Raw genomic sequence first — 16,924 nt, 5'->3', positions numbered from 1 at the left:
AATCTAAACAAAATGGCAGCGTTTGTCAAATTCTATTTGAGTGGCCTGATTTCTAAAAAAAACATAAACACCGGCAGATTTCTTGACATGGAAATTTGCCGGTGTTATTATTTAACACACGTAAATAAATAATACTGTTAAGTATTTACACAAAAAGGAGGGGGAAACCGTGAAAGATGCATTTGAAAAACTGTTTCGTGCGATGCACCAGTTTAAAAAACTGAACGTATCAGACCTGATTCCGGGACTCAGCAGTTCCGAGTTTTCCGTCATGGGTGCGATTTTGCAGATGGGAGAAAACGGAAAAATTACAAGCTCAGAGCTGGCAGCGAAGACCAAAACGCTTCCGCCGGCTGTGTCGCGGACACTGCGCGGACTGGAGGAAAAAGGATATGTAGAGCGGACCGTTGACAAAAAAGACCGCAGAAATACGTATATCAGTCTGACAGAGCAGGGCTGGAAAAAGGGGGAAGAGGTACGGGACAGAATGCATGATTTTGGCTGCTCTGTGATGTCACAGTTAAAGGAAGAGGATGTAGATCAGCTGGTTGCTTATCTAGATCGTATCTATGAGATTGCAGAAAAAGAAATTGAAACCCGAAAACGACAGAATTCGTGTGCCGGCAAGCTGGTACACCGGAAAGAAGAAAGGGGAAAAAATGAGTAAGATTTTCAAGAATATGCTCCCGTACTGGAAATCGATTCTTGTGATTCTTATGCTGTTGTTTGTCCAGGCGTGGTGCGACCTGTCGCTCCCGTCGTACACATCTGATATCATCGATGTGGGCATTCAGAACAGCGGTGTTGAGCACGTTACACCGAAACGGATCACAGAGGAAGAATTTCAGACAGCAAAGTTTATCATGACGGATGATGAGGCAGACTTGTGGGAAAGCCTTTATACGAAAAAGGACGGCTATTATGAGCGGAACAAAGCTTCCGAAAAAGAACTAGATACAGCGGATGAAACGCTGACCGTTGCACTCCTTATGAATTACCAGATGGGTGCGATGGAGGAAACTGCCTTCAAACAGCTCGTGGCACAGCAGACCGGTCAGGATGCTTCCGCGTTTGAAAACATGACGATAGAGCAGATCGGCGAGATGATGCATGTGGAGCTGAAGAGCTTCCGGCAGGAAAAAGAAGATGAGGATGGAAACAAGGTGGAAGTGACCTGCGTGGATGTCCGTCCGATTTTTGCGTCTATGCTCGAGAGTGGACAGATGGAGAAGGATGACGTGCTTTCGATGCGCGATAGCATGGAAAAAACGCTCGATACGATGGGAAGCTCGCTGGTAAAATCGATGGGAATTGCCTATGCAGTTTCCGCAGATAAAGCGGCGGGACTTGATATCGACCGGATTCAGAAGTCGTATCTTCTGACGGCGGGTCTTAAGATGGTCGGCATGGCACTTCTGATGGGGGTGGTAACGGTTTTTGTCGGACTGTTTGCCTCCCGTGTTGCTGCCGGGATCGGTCGCGATCTGAGAGATCAGGTATTCAAAAAGGTTGTCGGATTTTCCAATGCGGAAATGGATAAATTCTCTACCGCGTCTCTGATTACGAGAAGTACAAATGATATCCAGCAGATCCAGATGGTATCGGTGCTGCTGCTGCGCATGATTGCGTATGCGCCGATTCTTGGTATTGGCGGTGTTATCAAGGTGATAAAAACGGGCGCCGGCATGGGCTGGATTATCGTACTGGCAATTATTGTGATTATCAGCTATGTCATGCTGCTTGTATCTATTACAATGCCAAAATTCAAAAAGATGCAGAAGTTGGTCGATAACATCAACCTGGTTTCCCGTGAGATTCTGACCGGACTTTCCGTTATCCGTGCATTCGGAAGAGAGGATAAAGAAGAGGAGCGTTTTGATACGGCAAACCGGGAGCTGACCGGAACGACACTGTTTACCAACCGTGTCATGACCTTTATGATGCCCGGCATGATGATGATTATGAATGTACTGACCGTAGGAATTGTCTGGTTTGGTGCACACAGAATCGATGAGGGTACGATGCAGGTCGGCGCAATGACAGCGTTCATTACGTATGCCATGATGATTGTTATGTCCTTCCTGATGCTGACGATGATGTCTATCATGCTGCCGCGTGCTGCGGTTGCTGCAGGTCGTATCGATGAGGTTATCCGGACAGAGCTTTCGATTCAGGATGCTAAAACGCCGGAAAAATTAGACGTACACAATGGTGTTGTTCGCTTTTGCCATGTCAATTTCCGGTATCCGGGAGCAGAAGAGGATGTATTGCATGACATTGATTTCGTGGCGGAGCCGGGAAAGACAACGGCAATTATCGGCAGTACCGGTTGCGGAAAATCAACGCTGGTAAACCTGATTCCGCGTCTTTACGATGTGACGGGCGGACAGATTACCCTGGATGGGAAAGATATCCGAAACATTACCATGAAGGATCTGCGAGACGAGATTGGCTTTGTACCGCAGAAAGGTGTGCTGTTCTCGGGAACGATCGCATCGAACCTGCGCTTCGGAAAAGAAAATACAACCGATGCCGAGATCGAAAAAGCAGCCGCGATTGCGCAGGCAACAGAGTTTATTGAAGCAAAAGATGATAAATATGAGACCGCGATTTCCCAGGGCGGAACAAATGTGTCCGGCGGACAGAAACAGCGTCTGGCGATTGCGCGTGCGATTGCAAAGGATCCGAAAATCTTTATTTTCGATGACAGTTTTTCTGCACTTGACCTGAAAACGGATGCGGCGCTTCGAAAAGCACTGGCGGAGAATGTCAAAGACAGCACCGTGATCATCGTGGCACAGAGAATCAGTACAATTCTCCATGCGGAGCAGATTCTGGTGCTCGATGACGGAAAGGTTGTCGGAAAAGGAACACATGAAGAACTGCTGAAGAACTGTAAGGTTTATCAGGAGATTGCAAAATCCCAGCTTTCGGCAAAGGAGCTTGGAATAGAAAGTGAGGTGGCTGACCATGAGTGACAAGAGAAATCAGCAGCCGCGCAAAAGAGGACCGATGGGAGGCATGGGCCGCGGTATGCAGCCGGGCGAGAAGCCGAAAAATCTGAAAAAATCGATCAAACAGCTTGCACAGTACATCGGAAAATATAAAATTGCGATTTTTGTCGTTATGCTCTGTGCCGCATGTTCGACCGTGTTCAACGTTGCGGGACCAAAAATCCTCGGAAAAGCAACAACGGCATTGTCCGAGGGACTGATGGAAAAAATCAGAGGGACAGGCAGCATTGACTTTACGAAAATCGGAAAAATTCTGCTGTTTACCCTTGGCCTGTATCTGATGAGTGCCCTGTTCAGTTTCATCCAGGGCTGGATCATGACCGGTGTTACCCAGAAGGTATGTTATCGGCTTCGAAAGGAAATTTCGGAGAAAATCAACCGCATGCCGATGAAATATTTTGAGAGCCGCACCTATGGCGAAGTGCTCTCACGTATTACCAACGATGTCGACACACTGGGTCAGGGACTGAACCAGAGCATTACCACAATCATCACATCCGTGGCAACGCTGGTCGGCGTTCTGATCATGATGCTGAGTATCTCTCCGCTGATGACGCTGATCGCACTTGTGATCCTGCCAATTTCTATGGGGCTGATCGGACTGGTGACGAAGAAATCCCAGAAATTCTTCCGTGACCAGCAGGAATATCTGGGTCACATCAATGGACAGGTTGAGGAGGTTTACGGCGGCCATCTTGTAATTAAGGCATTTAACCGTGAAAAGGATACCATTGAGGAGTTTGAGAAAACCAACAGCATTCTCTATGATTCCGCATGGAAATCGCAGTTTTTATCCGGTATGATGCAGCCGATTATGATGTTTGTCGGGAATTTGGGCTACGCCTGTGTGGCGCTGACCGGAGGACTGCTGGCGATCCGAAACGTGGTTACAATCGGTGATATCCAGGCATTCATCCAGTATGTAAAAAACTTTACCCAGCCAATCCAGCAGATTGCGCAGGTGATCAACATGGTACAGTCGATGTCGGCGGCATCCGAGCGTGTCTTTGAATTCCTGAACGAAGAGGAAGAGGATCAGACCACAGAAAATCCGGCCGATATTGGGACGGTAACAGGAGCAGTAACCTTTGATCATGTACAGTTCGGATACAATCCGGACCAGATCATCATCCATGATTTCTGCGCGAAGGCAAAACCGGGTCAGAAAATTGCCATTGTCGGCCCGACCGGAGCAGGAAAAACGACGATGGTTAAGCTGCTGATGCGTTATTATGATGTAAACAGCGGAGCCATTCTTCTGGATGACCACAATATCAGGGATTTCAACCGCAGAGAGCTTCGCGATGCCTTTGGTATGGTGCTGCAGGATACGTGGCTGTTCAAAGGCAGTATCATGGAAAATATCCGCTACGGCCGGCTCGATGCCACGGATGAGGAGGTTATTGCAGCGGCGAAGGCTGCAAGAGCACACCATTTCATTCAGACCCTGCCGGGCGGCTACCAGATGGAGCTGAATGAGGATGCAAGCAATGTATCCCAGGGACAGAAACAGCTTCTGACGATCGCAAGAGCAATTCTTGCAGACAATAAGATCCTGATTCTCGACGAGGCGACCTCATCCGTTGATACCAGAACAGAGATCGAGATCCAGAAAGCAATGGATAACCTGATGAAGGGCAGAACAAGCTTTGTCATTGCCCATCGGCTGTCTACGATTCGCGATGCGGATTTAATTCTTGTCATGAAGGACGGAGATATCATCGAGCAGGGCAGCCATGAAGAACTGCTCGCGAAGAATGGGTTCTATGCAAACCTTTACAATTCGCAGTTTGAGGATGTCGTGGCGTAACACACAGCAATTCTATTTAAGAAGAAAGAGATTCCTGGAAACGGGAGTCTCTTTTTTTAGGAACAATTATAATGATTCGGGTGCTGTTTTGCGTTGCGGTTTATCCCAAATACTGCGGGTTGTCCCGGATTGCTTGAGAGAAAAGAAAAAATTTGGTATGCTGTTGAGAAGTAGAATCTTCGATAAGAAGAGTATGGGGGAAAATAATGAATTTAATTTTATGCGATGATGATAAAGTGTTTTTAAATAAACTGGAAATCAGAATTCGAGGTTTATGTCAGAAACATAAGATTGCAGTGGAAATGGAGTGCTACGTATCTGCGAAGGAGATGCTGGAAGGAATCAAAAATCTTGATGAGATTTCTGCTTTTTTTATTGATATTGATATGCCGGAAGTGAATGGATTTGAGGCTGCATCGTATCTGAAAAAGTGGAACAGGGAATGTTGCATTGTGTTTGTATCGAATAAGGATGATCTGGTGTTTCAGTCATTGGTGTATCATCCATTCTTTTTTATCCGCAAGGCACATCTGGATGAGGAACTGGAGCCGCAGATGCTGGAACTGCAGAAAAAGGCAGGAAAGAAAGTTCCCCAAATAGAACTGCAGACAGGGCGTCAGAGTGTAAAACTTGCATTGCGTGATATCTGGTTTGTGGAGAGCGAGAAGAACTATCTGCTTTTTTATCGGGAAAAAGATACGAGGGATGAGGCGATTCGCGTAAGGATGAAAATGTCAGAAGCGGAGAAAAAACTAGAAGCGCATAAATTTGTAAGGACCCATAAAGGATATTTGGTTAACATGAACTATGTATATCGGTTGCGCGAAAAAGAACTTCTGCTATTGAACGGGAAAAGCATTCCTGTCAGCAGAAATTATCTGAATCAGGTTCGAATGAAAATTATGGGAGTGGTGATGGAATGAGTGCAGCATTTTGGAAGGTTTTTGAACTTGCAATTTCTGTTTGGGAAAACATACTTTTGTTGGAATTCTGCATGGATTTTATGCAGCAGAAACCCAGAGGGAAAAAAGGTAAAATTTTGTGGGGAATTGCAGTACTATTTGGGCTAATCTTTCCTGCGTTGGAAAAGTATCCTGCGTTATATGACAGGTGGGAAATGTGGATCACATTGATTTGGCTTTTTGTCTATTTGATGGTGGGTACACGGGGAAGTGTTCTGAGAAAGGTTACTGCAGCGGTAGTTGCGAGAGCAGTATTGATGATGGTAAACACAGCGATCCTTTTCGGCGGCAGTTTTGTCCTTCAAGAAAGTGTTGCATCGTTTATTCAAGATCAGGATACAGTAAGAATTGCGCTCGTGCTATTATCAAAAATTTCTTATTTTTTTGTTGGTAAATTACTAAATAGTCTTTTGTTTGAACGAGAGAATCTGATAAGCTGGCAATGGATTGCCATGGGATGCAACCTTGTTTTCTCAATTATTGCGGGAGATACTATGATTTTGGTAGTAAGAGATCTGTCAAGTGTGCAGATGCAGGAACAGAAATGGATTTTGCTGTGCGTATGCTGTATCTGGCTGATGTGCCTGATTATGTACTTTATAGTACAGCAAATGAGCAAGGATAATCAAACAAAGCTAGAATATGAACTGATGAAAGAAAAAGAGAAATATTCAAAGGAAAGTATGGAAATTATTACGAGAAGTAATGAAGAATTACGAGAATTTAAACATGATTTGAAAAATTATCTTTTACCTCTGCAAGAGGCAATGGAGACCATGCCGCAGTCGGAAATGGTAAAGGTATGGGAAAAAATTAATCAGAAAATTGAAGATGTGCAGACGCTGATTCAGACCGGAAACAGTTATGTGGATTCTATGATTAATACAAAAATTACTCTTGCGAGAAGTGAAAAAGTAGATGTGAAATGTACGATTCTGAGCAAAATGGAAGGAATTGATGATTTGGAGTTTTGCTCTGTGTTTGGAAATCTTATGGATAATGCGATTGAAGCAGAGCGGAAAGTTACAGAGAAGAAAGAAATTATAATTTTTGTAGAGGAAAAAATGGGATATCTTCGGTTGGAGATTCAAAACAAAATAGAGAAATCTGTTTTAAATGAAAATTCAAGTTTGAATACGACGAAGAAAGATACAAGCAGCCACGGGATTGGGCACAAAAGTGTAAAACGGACGATGCAAAAGGTAGGTGGCGCGTTAAAGTATTATGAGACAGGAGATTTGTTTTGCGCAGAGGCAGTGTTTCCGATAAAATGATATCAGTGTCAAAAGACCTTTTGATACCTACCTCATAGAACGCAATAAAAAAGACTTTGTTTGTATGAAGGAAGCAAAAAGAATGCGGATTTCAAAGGACAAAGTCTTATTTTTTGCCATCTGTACCGATTATCCCAGATAGAGCATGATATCCCAGATCCGTTGACGATGGAGAAAATTTTCGTTATGCTTCGAGTACAGAAGAGAAAGAACGAAATTTTGAAAAGAGGGGATATATGGGAAAGAAAGTGTTGGGAGTTCTGACGATATTGCTGCTTCTTTCGGGTTGTCAGAATATGGGGAATGAGTCAGAAAATTTGCAGCAGGTAAAAAAACAGGAAAATGGAGAAGAACGGAATATTTCTATCAGCAATGATGAAACGGAAACAAATGTGACACATGAAAATGATCAGGAATTAAGCGATGGTGAGCATATTAGTTTTCAGCTTGGCAGTCAGGCAAAAATTGATGCGGTTGTTGACATGCCTGACAAAAAATGGAACGAGTTTGAAAAATGTGTGATAGAAGTGGATGGATTTCAAGGAGAAAGTGTGTTCAATAAAATACTTGGGAAAATCCCGGAAAGTGGATTGGAAACAAGAAAAGGAGACACAGGAGAGCCGGATGTTTGTTATTCGTATGAGGGAATACTTGGCGAACAATTAAAAAATCAAAATGGAACGGTGTCTGTCAGCAATATATTAGGAGTAGAAACGGAAGAAGGAAAAAAAGTTTATTATAATTTACCTGTTGAATATATTACATCAGCCTATGGTGAAGGGATTTTAGTCAGAGACAATGAGCAGGAAATTTCATTGGAAGACGAAGAAAAGCTGATAGAGGAGGGAAAAGAGTTTGTTAGATGGATTGGAGACTGGGAAAAGGTTGAATTGACCAGTAAATACAGTTTTTCGTATAAACAGATGGAAAAACAGCAGGAATTAATGGAACAGGCAATCGAGAATGGAGAATTGCTAAAGCCTCAGAAGATTCAGAAATATGAGTGGTCAAAAGCAGATGATTGTTTACTGTTGTTTTTTCAGGGTTATCTGAATGGGATTCCCGTATTATGCAATGAAATTAACCGGCAGGATGATCTTTATATTCCGTCATCTAAAATACAGGCCGTTATAACAAAGGAAGGAATTCAATATCTTCAAGCAGTTAATCACTATGCTATTCGGGAAAAGGAACCGGTATCTCTTGTGGAAAAAGATATTATTTTGGAAACGCTGAGAAATAAGTATGATTTGGCAATTGCCGAGCCGATTACGCTGGATCAGATGAAACTGATTTATTACCCGATGACAACGGGAAGAAATGAAACGGGGCATTGGATGTGTGATATGATTCCTGCGTGGCAGTTTCGATTTATAGAAGATGAGATCGAACAGTATGTTTACATCAATGCACTGGATGGACGGGAAATTGCGGGGTGAGTTTGTCTGAGCTTTATGATTTACTCAAAGAATAAATTATTTTTGTGAAAGATGTGGCTCCGGGCTAAGCGGGGTCACATCTTTTATAGAGACGCAGAGAAGTTTCGAGGGATGGAATGTATCAACCAGTAAAACTATCTCGAAAATCAAAACAGAAAGAAGGTGATCTTTCATGAATTTTTTTCGAATGATAAAAATGGATTTTACGAGAATGCTTTTATCAGGAAAATTTTATTTTGCCATTGCAGGTGCGATGCTGGTTACTGTGTTGAACATCAGTCAGGAAGCAATGCAGAGCCGGTGGAATGTATCGGTATATTACCTGGTTGTCAGCAGCCATGGTGTGGGTGCATTTTTTGAAGTGTTTTCTGTGCTGGCTGTGCTGCCGTTTGCGCTGAGCTATTGGGAAGACAGCAGAAATGGCTATCTTAGATGCATTGAGACACGCATAGGGAGAACAGCGTATTGCTGGTCGCATCTGGTAGTGGCCTTTTTCGGCTCTGTGATCAGTATTTTTCTGGGAATGGCAGTTGTTTATGGCGTTTTGGCATTAAAAATACCGTGGATAAAAAAAGAAGAGCTTGAAACATTAACAGGCGGTTTAAACTATGGAAATGGACTCGTCCTGCCGTTTTACCTTGCCGCAAGATTTGGAATTGAGGCTGTCAAATATGCATTTATGGCAGTTTTTGCGCTTATGATATCGGGGAAAATAAAAAATCTGTTTGTGCTGGTCAGCACACCGGCTCTTTTTTATTATGCAAGCCAGCTTGTAGCAGAAGCGCTGCAGCTGCCGGGGCAGATGAGATGGTACCAGCTCCATGGGGGAAGTATCCAGAATTTTAAGGATTTTTTTGTGATAGCTGGTTATTTCCTCATTCTGACAGGAATGGAAGGTGTAATTTTCGTGCGAATGGTAAAGAGGAGGGAGCAGAATGGATAGAATACGGATGAGCCTTCGGGTATGTCAGATACGTTTGCGGAAAACATTCACAACACCACGGTTTTATGTTGCGCTGTTGTGGATTGCGATCCTTTTTCATGTAATGACGGTGGGTATTCGAGGCTTCTGCGAGCAGACCGGAGTTGATGTGACTTTTTGGATGCTGCCGTTTATGACCAGATATAATGGAGACCAGATTATCATCGTTCTTGGGGCTCTGCTGCTTTTCTGTGATGCTCCGTTTCTGGAACCGAACAGCGGGTGGCAGATTCTGCGGGCCGGGCGGAAAAGCTGGTTTTGGGGAAACATGCTATACATTGTGGTTGTTTCCTTTTTTTACACCATATGCTTAAGTATGATTCCGGTACTGCTTGTGTTTCCGAATGTAGGGTGGGAAACCGGATGGGGGAAGGTGATCAGTACGCTGGCTCAGACGAATGCGGCATATACCTTTGACCAGGAACCGTTGGATTATCTGATCCTTTCGCGATTTTCGCCGCAGGAGGCAATGGGGCTCACAATGCTTGCAATCTGGTGCCTGTCGGTTATGACAGGCGTTGTGAGTTATGCCGGAAATTTTCTGGTACACAGGGGATTTGGAATCGTCATCAACTGCGGCATCGCACTCACCGCGCTTCTGCTCAGCAAATTTTCCAACATCACAATCGGCTATTACTGCGCACCGCCGCTTTGGATGAACATTGCGAGCTACAAGTGGCAGGGGTATGGAAACGGGCCGTCGATGGCATATGTTTACAGTGTCTTTGCGATTGTCATCGGCGCATGCACGATCCTCTCGTATCTCGGGATTCGGAAAAAGGATCTGAACTTTGTGGAGGAAATCTGAAAGAATGGAAGAAAAGATAAGAATAGAAAACGTGACAAAAAAGTTTGGCAGCTACGCGGCGCTGGACGGGATCAGCCTGAGTTTTGAAAAAGGAAAAATTCACGGAATGATCGGAAGAAACGGAAGTGGCAAGACGGTTCTGTTCAAATGCATCTGTGGATTTCTTCGGGTGGACGATGGAGCGGTTTTGGTGGATGGAAAACAGATCGGGAAAGAGATTGAAGCGCCGGAGAGTATTGGCGCCATCATCGAGACGCCGGGCTTTCTTCCGGGATACAGCGCCAGACAGAATCTGCAGTTTCTCGCCGGCATCCGCAGGAAGATCGGGAAAAAGGAGATCGATGAGGCTATCCGAAAAGTCGGACTGGATCCGGAAGCGAAAAAGCATGTCGGCAAGTATTCGCTCGGCATGCGCCAGCGTCTCGGCATTGCACAGACGATTATGGAAGAACCTTCTCTCCTGATCCTGGACGAACCGATGAACGGTCTCGACAACCAGGGCGTGCAGGAGATGCGGCAGCTGTTTTTGAAGTTAAAAGAGGAAGGAAAAACGATTCTTCTGGCCAGCCACAACCGGGAAGACATCGCGGCACTGTGCGATACGACGGTGGAGATTGACAGAGGAAAGATTACGAAAACGAGGACGTGAACAATGGCAGACAGACACACAACAGAAAAATTGCTGGAAGGCGAACGCCTTTCCGGAAAGGTGACACTCTTTGCAAAAGTAACGATTTTACCGGGCGATGAGCTCCCGTACCATGAGCATCACGGCGAGACGGAAGTGTATCACATTCTGTCCGGGGAGGGAATATATCAGGATAATAACAAAACATATCCGATGCAGGCGGGCATGACGACGTTCTGCGAGGACGGCAGCGGCCATGCCGTTTCCTGTAGCGGAAAAGAACCGCTGGTATTTCTGGCAATGATCCAAAAAAAAGCGGAATTGCTGTAAAAATAAGCTGCCGCACGTTAATGCGGCAGCTTCTGCATCTCTGTTCATCAGTGAATAGTCCCCACCCATATTCCAACTGCTATCAGTAATATACCTGCTACGCGGCCCACTAATTTTGCCTTTTGATATCCCAAAAAAGCGGTTGTTTCCGGCGTGGTAAACGGAAAGAAAACAACATCAATTCCTATTACTATGCTTCCCATCCCTATCAGGAAGCTGCTGTTTGATATAATTCCATAAAACATCACCAGGAATCCTAAAATAATACCGGAAATAAAATATTTAACTTTAGGTCCATCTTTTTCCATTACTTTTTTATAGCGGCTTTCGCATGCATCACTGCAAAATCCAACACTTCCGTTTATTTTTTTGCCACAGTAACTACATCTTTTCATACAGATTCCTCCTATTTTTCATAGCTCTCAATTCCACACTCATGTTTTTTACTTTTCTTGTCGTAATTGATTCCCACTAGCAGAACTTCTCCCGTATACTGTCGCAAAGACTCCGGATATTTTTTATCCGCGATCTGATTCAACGCTGTCTGTGCACTCTTATTCCATTTCAATTCCACAACCATCGCCGGGTACTGCTGTATATATTCCGGTTTCGGTAAAAACACGAAATCTGCAAATCCTCTTCCTGTCGGCATTTCACGGACAGGTTTGAAATAATACTGCATAGCACTTAAATATGCGATCGAAATCACACTGCTCAATGAATTTTCATCGTGATACTGAATTACAGATGTATAGGCCATGTGAATTTCTTCTATCTTTTCAGCAACGCTTTCCGCATCTCCATCCAGTGTCGCATCCAGCAGTGCATCCGATTCTCTCTGAAACGAAATCCATTCATTCCATTTTTTTCTTTTTACCGCCTTCGTCAGCTCCAGCCGTATTTCTTCATTTGGCACAAACGCTGTTTCCTGCTGCTGATCATATCCCAGATACCCCAGATGGATGAGGTATGTGAGCACATCATCCTTATCGGAAAAGTTTATCATATCATTCTGAAACGTTGAAGTATCTACCTTCACAGATCCGCCTGCCAGCAGTTCAATCATTGCCGTTTTCAGACCATCAAAATTCATGTTAATCATCGGTACAATTGATTCATACGTGCCCGTTTCTGACCAGTAGCTCTGATATTTATTCCAGGTCATAACCTCTACAACTGCTTTTGGATTATAAACCTGATACTCTTCCAGCAGATATCCGTCATACCAGCGCTTTACTTTTTCAAAATCGCTGTTGTATGTCCGACAGAGCGCCTGCACTTCTTCTTCTGTAAAACCAGTGTATTTTGCAAAAACTTTCGCATCCAGCATTGTAAATTCTGAAAAATTGTTCAGTGCAGACTGTGTCCTTATTTTTTTGATCGGCAGGATTCCAGTCAGATATGCAAGATGAATATATTTCGAAGGTTCCGTTCCCTTAAAAAGCCCTCGCAAAAAGTTGATATATTCATCCTGTATTTTCTGATTTGCCGCCTCATCTCGAATCAGTACATCCCACTCGTCCAGAATCAGAATAAACTTTTTTCCTGTTTTTGCACTGATCTGTGACAACGCATCCGGAAGCGACGATGTTCCCTCCGATAATTCTTTTTCATATGTTTCACGCAGCTCTTCAATCACATTTTTGTTAATAAAAGTGATTACCTGATCTGCACCTCCGGCCGGCTCAATACACCACTGAATGTCAATATGAATCACGTCGTACTGATTCAGATGCTTTCGAAAATCCGCTGTTTTTCCGACCTCAAGTTTTTCGAAAATTTCTTCCGTATCCAGACTTCTGCTGTAATACGCAGTGAGCATATCCGCCGTGATTGATTTTCCAAATCTTCTGGGTCGGCTGTTGCAGATAAACTTTGATGTTGTGTCTATCACACTGTTGGTGTATTCCAGTAATCCTGTTTTATCGATATATATTTTGGAGTTTAACACATCCTGAAACGCATTGACCTTCGAATTAAAGAATCGTCCCACAACATTCCTCCCTTTTTGATCTCACGATCTATCGTCATTTTATCACCCACCTACGAAAATAGCAAGACCGGCAAAAACCAGGAACACGATTCATTGCTATTTCCTCAGCACCTGATTCAAGCGTGAACATGCTGTGTTGCAAGCACCACTTTGCGGTGCATTTTGCCCTCATTCAGTTGCCGTAGCACGCTACGCTACCTTCATTCGGACAAAATCTCCCACAAACGGGACTCGCAGCCTGCGAAAAGCCTTTTTCAGACACGCTCTGGCGTTATGTATTACCGCCTATTGTCACATGTCACGGCTGACAACGGTAACGGTAAAGAGCGAAAAAGAAATAAAAAAGCTGGTACAGTGTTATGCACACAGATGGAAGATAGAACGGTTTCATTTTATATTAAAGAGTGGATGCAAAATAGAAAAGAACCAGGCAAGGGAATATGGGAGATTAAGCTTTCTGACGTTATTATATTCTGTCATTGCAATGCAGATATTAAATCTGACTTATCTTGGGAAAATATGTCCGGAAATTTCAAGTGGGATCGTATTTGCTGAAGAGGAATGGAAAGTATTATGTTGTTGCGCAAGAAAAAGCAAGGAAATTCCTGAAGCGTATTCACTTAAAGAAGCAATTTATGATCTGGGAGTTCTTGGAGGGACGAAAGGTGCTCCGAGCGATGGTATGCCCGGAGTACGTTCTATCTGGCAAGGACTGGATGTACTATATTCATTGCTTGCTTATCGAAATTATCTTGTATAAATATGGGTCAAGTTAAGGCTTTAGCTATGGGGATATAAGACGTGTCCATCGAATTTACGCAAGTAATTGAGATGGGCAAAATAGTGGTTGTATTAAAAAAAAATTTGAAAAAACGCGAAAAATATCCCCCAGAGGGGCTTATTTTAGCGTTTTTTTTATGTTATTATGCTTACGTCAAAAATTTTTGATCCTGTAACGTCAGAAAGTTCCGCACTTTTTGACGCGCAGGATGCGGGAACAGCTGTAAATCGCCGCCATTCCTCCGCTTCGGGGCGTTTTCCTCTGCTTCCTGCAAATCAATTCCAAAATCCTTTTGCAGCAGACCTGCAAGAGGATTTTGACTTTAATTACAGATAGAAAAGAACAGGCAGACTATGAAAATGTTAAAAGAAGTAGAAGAATATTGGACACGCCGGGCAGAGAGCTATTCGGATGTTGTCTGTCATGAACTGAATCACAGCAATGAAAAGAGCTGGATGGATGTCATATTGAAAGAAATTCCAGAGGATAAAAAGATAAAAATAGCCGATATGGGAACTGGTCCTGGATTTTTCGCCATTAGCCTGGCAAAAAGAGGGTATGATGTGACCGCGGTAGATTATACGCAGGAAATGCTGAACCATGCTATGCAGAATGCGGGAACGTATGCTTCCAGGATCACATGGATGAGAGGAGATGTGCAGAATCTAGAAAACATACAGGACGGAAGTTTTGATGTAATTGTAACAAGAAATCTCACCTGGAATCTGGAAGAACCGCAGAAGGCATATCAGGAATGGTGCCGTGTTCTGAAAAAAGGAGGCATTCTTTTAAATTTTGATGCAGGATGGTATAACTATCTTTTTGATGACAAACAGAAGAATGCATTCGAAGAGGATCACAGAAATGTAGAGGATGCAGAAGTTTTTGATTTCAATGCATATGATGAAGCGTATAAGATGGAAGAAATCGCCAGAAATCTGATTCTGAGCAGATGCGCGCGTCCGACAGAAGATCTGAGGATGATTCGTCGGGCTGGTTTTTGCGAAGCAACGGCAGACAGGGAGGTCTGGAAAAAAGTCTGGGATGATGTAGAAAAAATTAATTTTGCATCGACCCCGCTTTTTATGCTCCGCGCGGTAAAGTAGAGGAATAGCATGATAAAAAAATGGTTAACAGTGATCGGAAAAACAATACTTCTGCTGATCGGAATTACGTTCCTTTCTTTTTTACTGGTTTATCATTCGCCGGGAGATCCGGCAATGGTGGCACTGAAAAAATCCGGTATGCGTGTTTCGGAAAAGGCACTGGAATTAAAACGGGAAGAGCTTGGCCTGAATGATCCCTTTGCCGTGCAGTATGGAAGATGGCTGAATGAATTCTTCCACGGAGATCTGGGAGAATCCTATAAAACAGGAAAAGCCGTGGCCGGCGAGTTAAAGAAAACGATTCCGGCGACTCTGCTTCTGACAGTGGCAGCGCTCGCGCTTACGATCCTGATTTCCTTTCCGATCGGAGTACTGTGTGCGAAGTATAAGGACAGAGGGTTTGACAATATGATTCGTTTCGTCACTTATTTTCTGTCCTCCCTTCCATCCTTTTTCCTGGCGCTGCTGATGATGTATGTACTGTCCATGAAACTGCAGCTTCTGCCGGTCATAGGATCGGTAAGTGGAAAAGGAATTATTATGCCGGCTCTTGTCCTGGCGCTGACACTGTCTGCCTGGTATATCCGCCAGATTCGCGGCATTGTGCTTCAGGAGCTGGAACAGGAGTATGTCGATGGTTTAAAGTCAAGAGGAGCTTCGGAGAACCGGATTCTCTTTTTCCACGTGCTGAAAAATTGTATGCTTCCGATTGTTACGTTGCTTGGCATGTCATTTGGAACTCTGCTTGGCGGTTCTGCCATTGTGGAAACTATTTTTTCCTGGCCGGGAGTCGGAAGACTTGCTGTGACATCCATCAGCGCGCGGGATTATCCGGTGATTCAGGCTTATGTTGTCTGGATGGCAATGATTTACCTGCTGATAAATGCTGCAGTAGAGTTTTTGTGTCAGATTCTGGTTCCAAGAGTCAGAAGGGAAAAGAGTGCACGATGAAAAAAATGGATGGAAAATTTAAAATCAGTCTGTTGTTTCTCGCAGTTATCTTAATCATCCCGGTAATCGGTCCGCATCTGATCCGCCACGATCCGTATGCGGTGAATGTAAGAAATGCATTCTTATCGCCGTGCAAAGAATATTTGTTTGGAACGGACAATCTGGGGCGGTGCGTGTTCTGCCGTATTCTGGCGGGAAGCAGGACATCGATTTATACAGCACTTCTGATTGTCGGAATCGTATTTCTGGTGGGAACACTGGTTGGAATTCTGGCCGGATTTGCAGGCGGGGTTCTGGATGAGATTCTGATGAAAATCACGCTGGTTTTCCAGGCTTTTCCTGCTTTTGTACTGTCGATTGCGATTGCGGGAATTTTAGGTGTCGGCCTGTGGAACGGCGTGCTTGCCTTAAGCGCCGTGTACTGGACAACGTATGCACGGCTTTCCCGGAGTCTTGTGGTTTCCATGAAACAGGAAAATTATATATATGCCGCAAGAATGAACGGTGTACCGCTTTATCGCATGATAACAGCCTATATTCTGCCCAATATGATGGGAAGCCTTATTGTAACAGCGGCTATGGATATTGGAAGTGTAATCCTCAGTATGGCAGGACTTTCGTTTCTGGGACTCGGTGCTGCGCGTCCTACCGCAGAGTGGGGAGCCGTTATGAGCGAGGCGAGAGATTATCTGCAGAAAGCACCATGGATTATCGTTTTTAATGGTCTGGCCCTGTTTCTGGTTGTGACAGTTTTTCAGCTGTTCGGAGACCGACTGAGCGAGTTTGTACATAAGAAAGAAGCAAGAACAGAAAATTAAATTCAAGATGAAACCACCTGCAACGCGA

Annotated in this window: 16 protein-coding genes and 1 pseudogene; 15 read left to right on the top strand and 2 right to left on the bottom strand. The window is 44.0% G+C overall.

Going from position 1 to position 16,924, the window contains the following annotated elements; translation table 11 throughout:
- The first annotated feature begins 169 nt into the window (after window positions 1-169).
- From DWX26_RS09240 to DWX26_RS09195, 10 genes are all read left to right on the top strand, one after another.
- A complete protein-coding gene (locus tag DWX26_RS09240) occupies window positions 170-667 on the top strand; it encodes a MarR family winged helix-turn-helix transcriptional regulator (RefSeq protein WP_117510074.1) in 498 nt (165 codons plus the stop codon).
- Complete coding sequence (locus DWX26_RS09235; protein ID WP_118601310.1) at window positions 660-2,978, top strand: ABC transporter ATP-binding protein; 2,319 nt, start codon at window positions 660-662, stop codon at window positions 2,976-2,978. The genes DWX26_RS09240 and DWX26_RS09235 overlap by 8 nt, the downstream gene beginning before the upstream one ends.
- Window positions 2,971-4,824, top strand: coding sequence for an ABC transporter ATP-binding protein (locus tag DWX26_RS09230; protein ID WP_118601309.1), 1,854 nt, complete (start codon window positions 2,971-2,973; stop codon window positions 4,822-4,824). Before DWX26_RS09235 ends, DWX26_RS09230 begins: the two co-directional genes overlap by 8 nt.
- 206 nt (window positions 4,825-5,030) lie before the next feature.
- Window positions 5,031-5,747 (top strand): LytR/AlgR family response regulator transcription factor, encoded by a 717-nt coding sequence (locus tag DWX26_RS09225; RefSeq protein WP_118601308.1) that lies wholly within the window; start codon window positions 5,031-5,033, stop codon window positions 5,745-5,747.
- Complete coding sequence (locus tag DWX26_RS09220; protein WP_118601307.1) at window positions 5,744-7,060, top strand: ATP-binding protein; 1,317 nt, start codon at window positions 5,744-5,746, stop codon at window positions 7,058-7,060. Before DWX26_RS09225 ends, DWX26_RS09220 begins: the two co-directional genes overlap by 4 nt.
- Before the next feature lie 236 nt (window positions 7,061-7,296).
- Window positions 7,297-8,499, top strand: coding sequence for a hypothetical protein (locus DWX26_RS09215; protein ID WP_118601306.1), 1,203 nt, complete (start codon window positions 7,297-7,299; stop codon window positions 8,497-8,499).
- A 172-nt stretch (window positions 8,500-8,671) separates the two neighbouring features.
- Window positions 8,672-9,442 carry a hypothetical protein gene (locus tag DWX26_RS09210; RefSeq protein ID WP_118601305.1) on the top strand — a complete coding sequence of 257 codons (771 nt, stop codon included), beginning with the start codon at window positions 8,672-8,674 and terminating at the stop codon, window positions 9,440-9,442.
- Entirely contained in the window at window positions 9,435-10,289 is an 855-nt protein-coding gene (locus tag DWX26_RS09205; protein ID WP_118601304.1) for a hypothetical protein, read from the top strand. Before DWX26_RS09210 ends, DWX26_RS09205 begins: the two co-directional genes overlap by 8 nt.
- Window positions 10,290-10,293: 4 nt before the next feature.
- A complete protein-coding gene (locus DWX26_RS09200) occupies window positions 10,294-10,938 on the top strand; it encodes an ABC transporter ATP-binding protein (protein WP_118601303.1) in 645 nt (214 codons plus the stop codon).
- Between the two features lie 3 nt (window positions 10,939-10,941).
- Window positions 10,942-11,247, top strand: coding sequence for a cupin domain-containing protein (locus DWX26_RS09195; RefSeq protein ID WP_118601302.1), 306 nt, complete (start codon window positions 10,942-10,944; stop codon window positions 11,245-11,247).
- Window positions 11,248-11,294: 47 nt separating this feature from the next.
- On the opposite strand, the gene DWX26_RS09190 is transcribed toward DWX26_RS09195, so the two are convergent.
- Both DWX26_RS09190 and DWX26_RS09185 read right to left on the bottom strand, forming a co-directional pair.
- Entirely contained in the window at window positions 11,295-11,642 is a 348-nt protein-coding gene (locus DWX26_RS09190; protein ID WP_118601301.1) for a DUF2116 family Zn-ribbon domain-containing protein, read from the bottom strand.
- 11 nt (window positions 11,643-11,653) lie between these two features.
- Entirely contained in the window at window positions 11,654-13,240 is a 1,587-nt protein-coding gene (locus tag DWX26_RS09185; RefSeq protein WP_118601300.1) for an AAA family ATPase, read from the bottom strand.
- Window positions 13,241-13,367: 127 nt separating this feature from the next.
- On the opposite strand from DWX26_RS09185, the pseudogene DWX26_RS17895 reads away from it, so the two are divergent.
- The 5 genes and pseudogenes from DWX26_RS17895 to DWX26_RS09165 all read left to right on the top strand — a co-directional run.
- Window positions 13,368-13,682: pseudogene (locus tag DWX26_RS17895) on the top strand (DUF6783 domain-containing protein); the annotation flags it as partial.
- Between the two features lie 42 nt (window positions 13,683-13,724).
- Window positions 13,725-14,000 (top strand): IS4 family transposase, encoded by a 276-nt coding sequence (locus DWX26_RS17890; RefSeq protein WP_330422999.1) that lies wholly within the window; start codon window positions 13,725-13,727, stop codon window positions 13,998-14,000.
- Between the two features lie 380 nt (window positions 14,001-14,380).
- Window positions 14,381-15,127 (top strand): class I SAM-dependent methyltransferase, encoded by a 747-nt coding sequence (locus DWX26_RS09175; protein ID WP_158580598.1) that lies wholly within the window; start codon window positions 14,381-14,383, stop codon window positions 15,125-15,127.
- Between the two features lie 9 nt (window positions 15,128-15,136).
- Window positions 15,137-16,078 (top strand): nickel ABC transporter permease, encoded by a 942-nt coding sequence (gene nikB / locus DWX26_RS09170; RefSeq protein ID WP_118601298.1) that lies wholly within the window; start codon window positions 15,137-15,139, stop codon window positions 16,076-16,078.
- The gene (locus DWX26_RS09165; protein WP_118601297.1) at window positions 16,075-16,896 is read left to right on the top strand and encodes an ABC transporter permease; all 822 of its coding nucleotides are present in this window, start codon (window positions 16,075-16,077) and stop codon (window positions 16,894-16,896) included. Before nikB ends, DWX26_RS09165 begins: the two co-directional genes overlap by 4 nt.
- Window positions 16,897-16,924 lie beyond the last annotated feature (28 nt).

The sequence above is a fragment of the Blautia sp. AF19-1 genome, from assembly GCF_003479155.1.
GTDB lineage: Bacteria > Bacillota > Clostridia > Lachnospirales > Lachnospiraceae > Fusicatenibacter > Fusicatenibacter saccharivorans.
This window is presented reverse-complemented; position numbering and strand designations above follow the sequence as displayed.

Excerpts from the sequence above, each read along its gene's own strand:
- DWX26_RS09220 (WP_118601307.1), top strand. The coding sequence starts at position 5,744 with ATGAGTGCAGCATTTTGGAAGGTTTTTGAACTTGCAATTTCTGTTTGG.
- DWX26_RS09175 (WP_158580598.1), top strand. The coding sequence starts at position 14,381 with ATGTTAAAAGAAGTAGAAGAATATTGGACACGCCGGGCAGAGAGCTAT.
- DWX26_RS09205 (WP_118601304.1), top strand. The coding sequence starts at position 9,435 with ATGGATAGAATACGGATGAGCCTTCGGGTATGTCAGATACGTTTGCGG.
- DWX26_RS09235 (WP_118601310.1), top strand. The coding sequence starts at position 660 with ATGAGTAAGATTTTCAAGAATATGCTCCCGTACTGGAAATCGATTCTT.
- DWX26_RS17890 (WP_330422999.1), top strand. The coding sequence starts at position 13,725 with ATGCAGATATTAAATCTGACTTATCTTGGGAAAATATGTCCGGAAATT.
- DWX26_RS09195 (WP_118601302.1), top strand. The coding sequence starts at position 10,942 with ATGGCAGACAGACACACAACAGAAAAATTGCTGGAAGGCGAACGCCTT.
- nikB (WP_118601298.1), top strand. The coding sequence starts at position 15,137 with ATGATAAAAAAATGGTTAACAGTGATCGGAAAAACAATACTTCTGCTG.
- DWX26_RS09225 (WP_118601308.1), top strand. The coding sequence starts at position 5,031 with ATGAATTTAATTTTATGCGATGATGATAAAGTGTTTTTAAATAAACTG.
- DWX26_RS09230 (WP_118601309.1), top strand. The coding sequence starts at position 2,971 with ATGAGTGACAAGAGAAATCAGCAGCCGCGCAAAAGAGGACCGATGGGA.
- DWX26_RS09200 (WP_118601303.1), top strand. The coding sequence starts at position 10,294 with ATGGAAGAAAAGATAAGAATAGAAAACGTGACAAAAAAGTTTGGCAGC.
- DWX26_RS09215 (WP_118601306.1), top strand. The coding sequence starts at position 7,297 with ATGGGAAAGAAAGTGTTGGGAGTTCTGACGATATTGCTGCTTCTTTCG.
- DWX26_RS09190 (WP_118601301.1), bottom strand. The coding sequence starts at position 11,642 with ATGAAAAGATGTAGTTACTGTGGCAAAAAAATAAACGGAAGTGTTGGA.
- DWX26_RS09165 (WP_118601297.1), top strand. The coding sequence starts at position 16,075 with ATGAAAAAAATGGATGGAAAATTTAAAATCAGTCTGTTGTTTCTCGCA.
- DWX26_RS09210 (WP_118601305.1), top strand. The coding sequence starts at position 8,672 with ATGAATTTTTTTCGAATGATAAAAATGGATTTTACGAGAATGCTTTTA.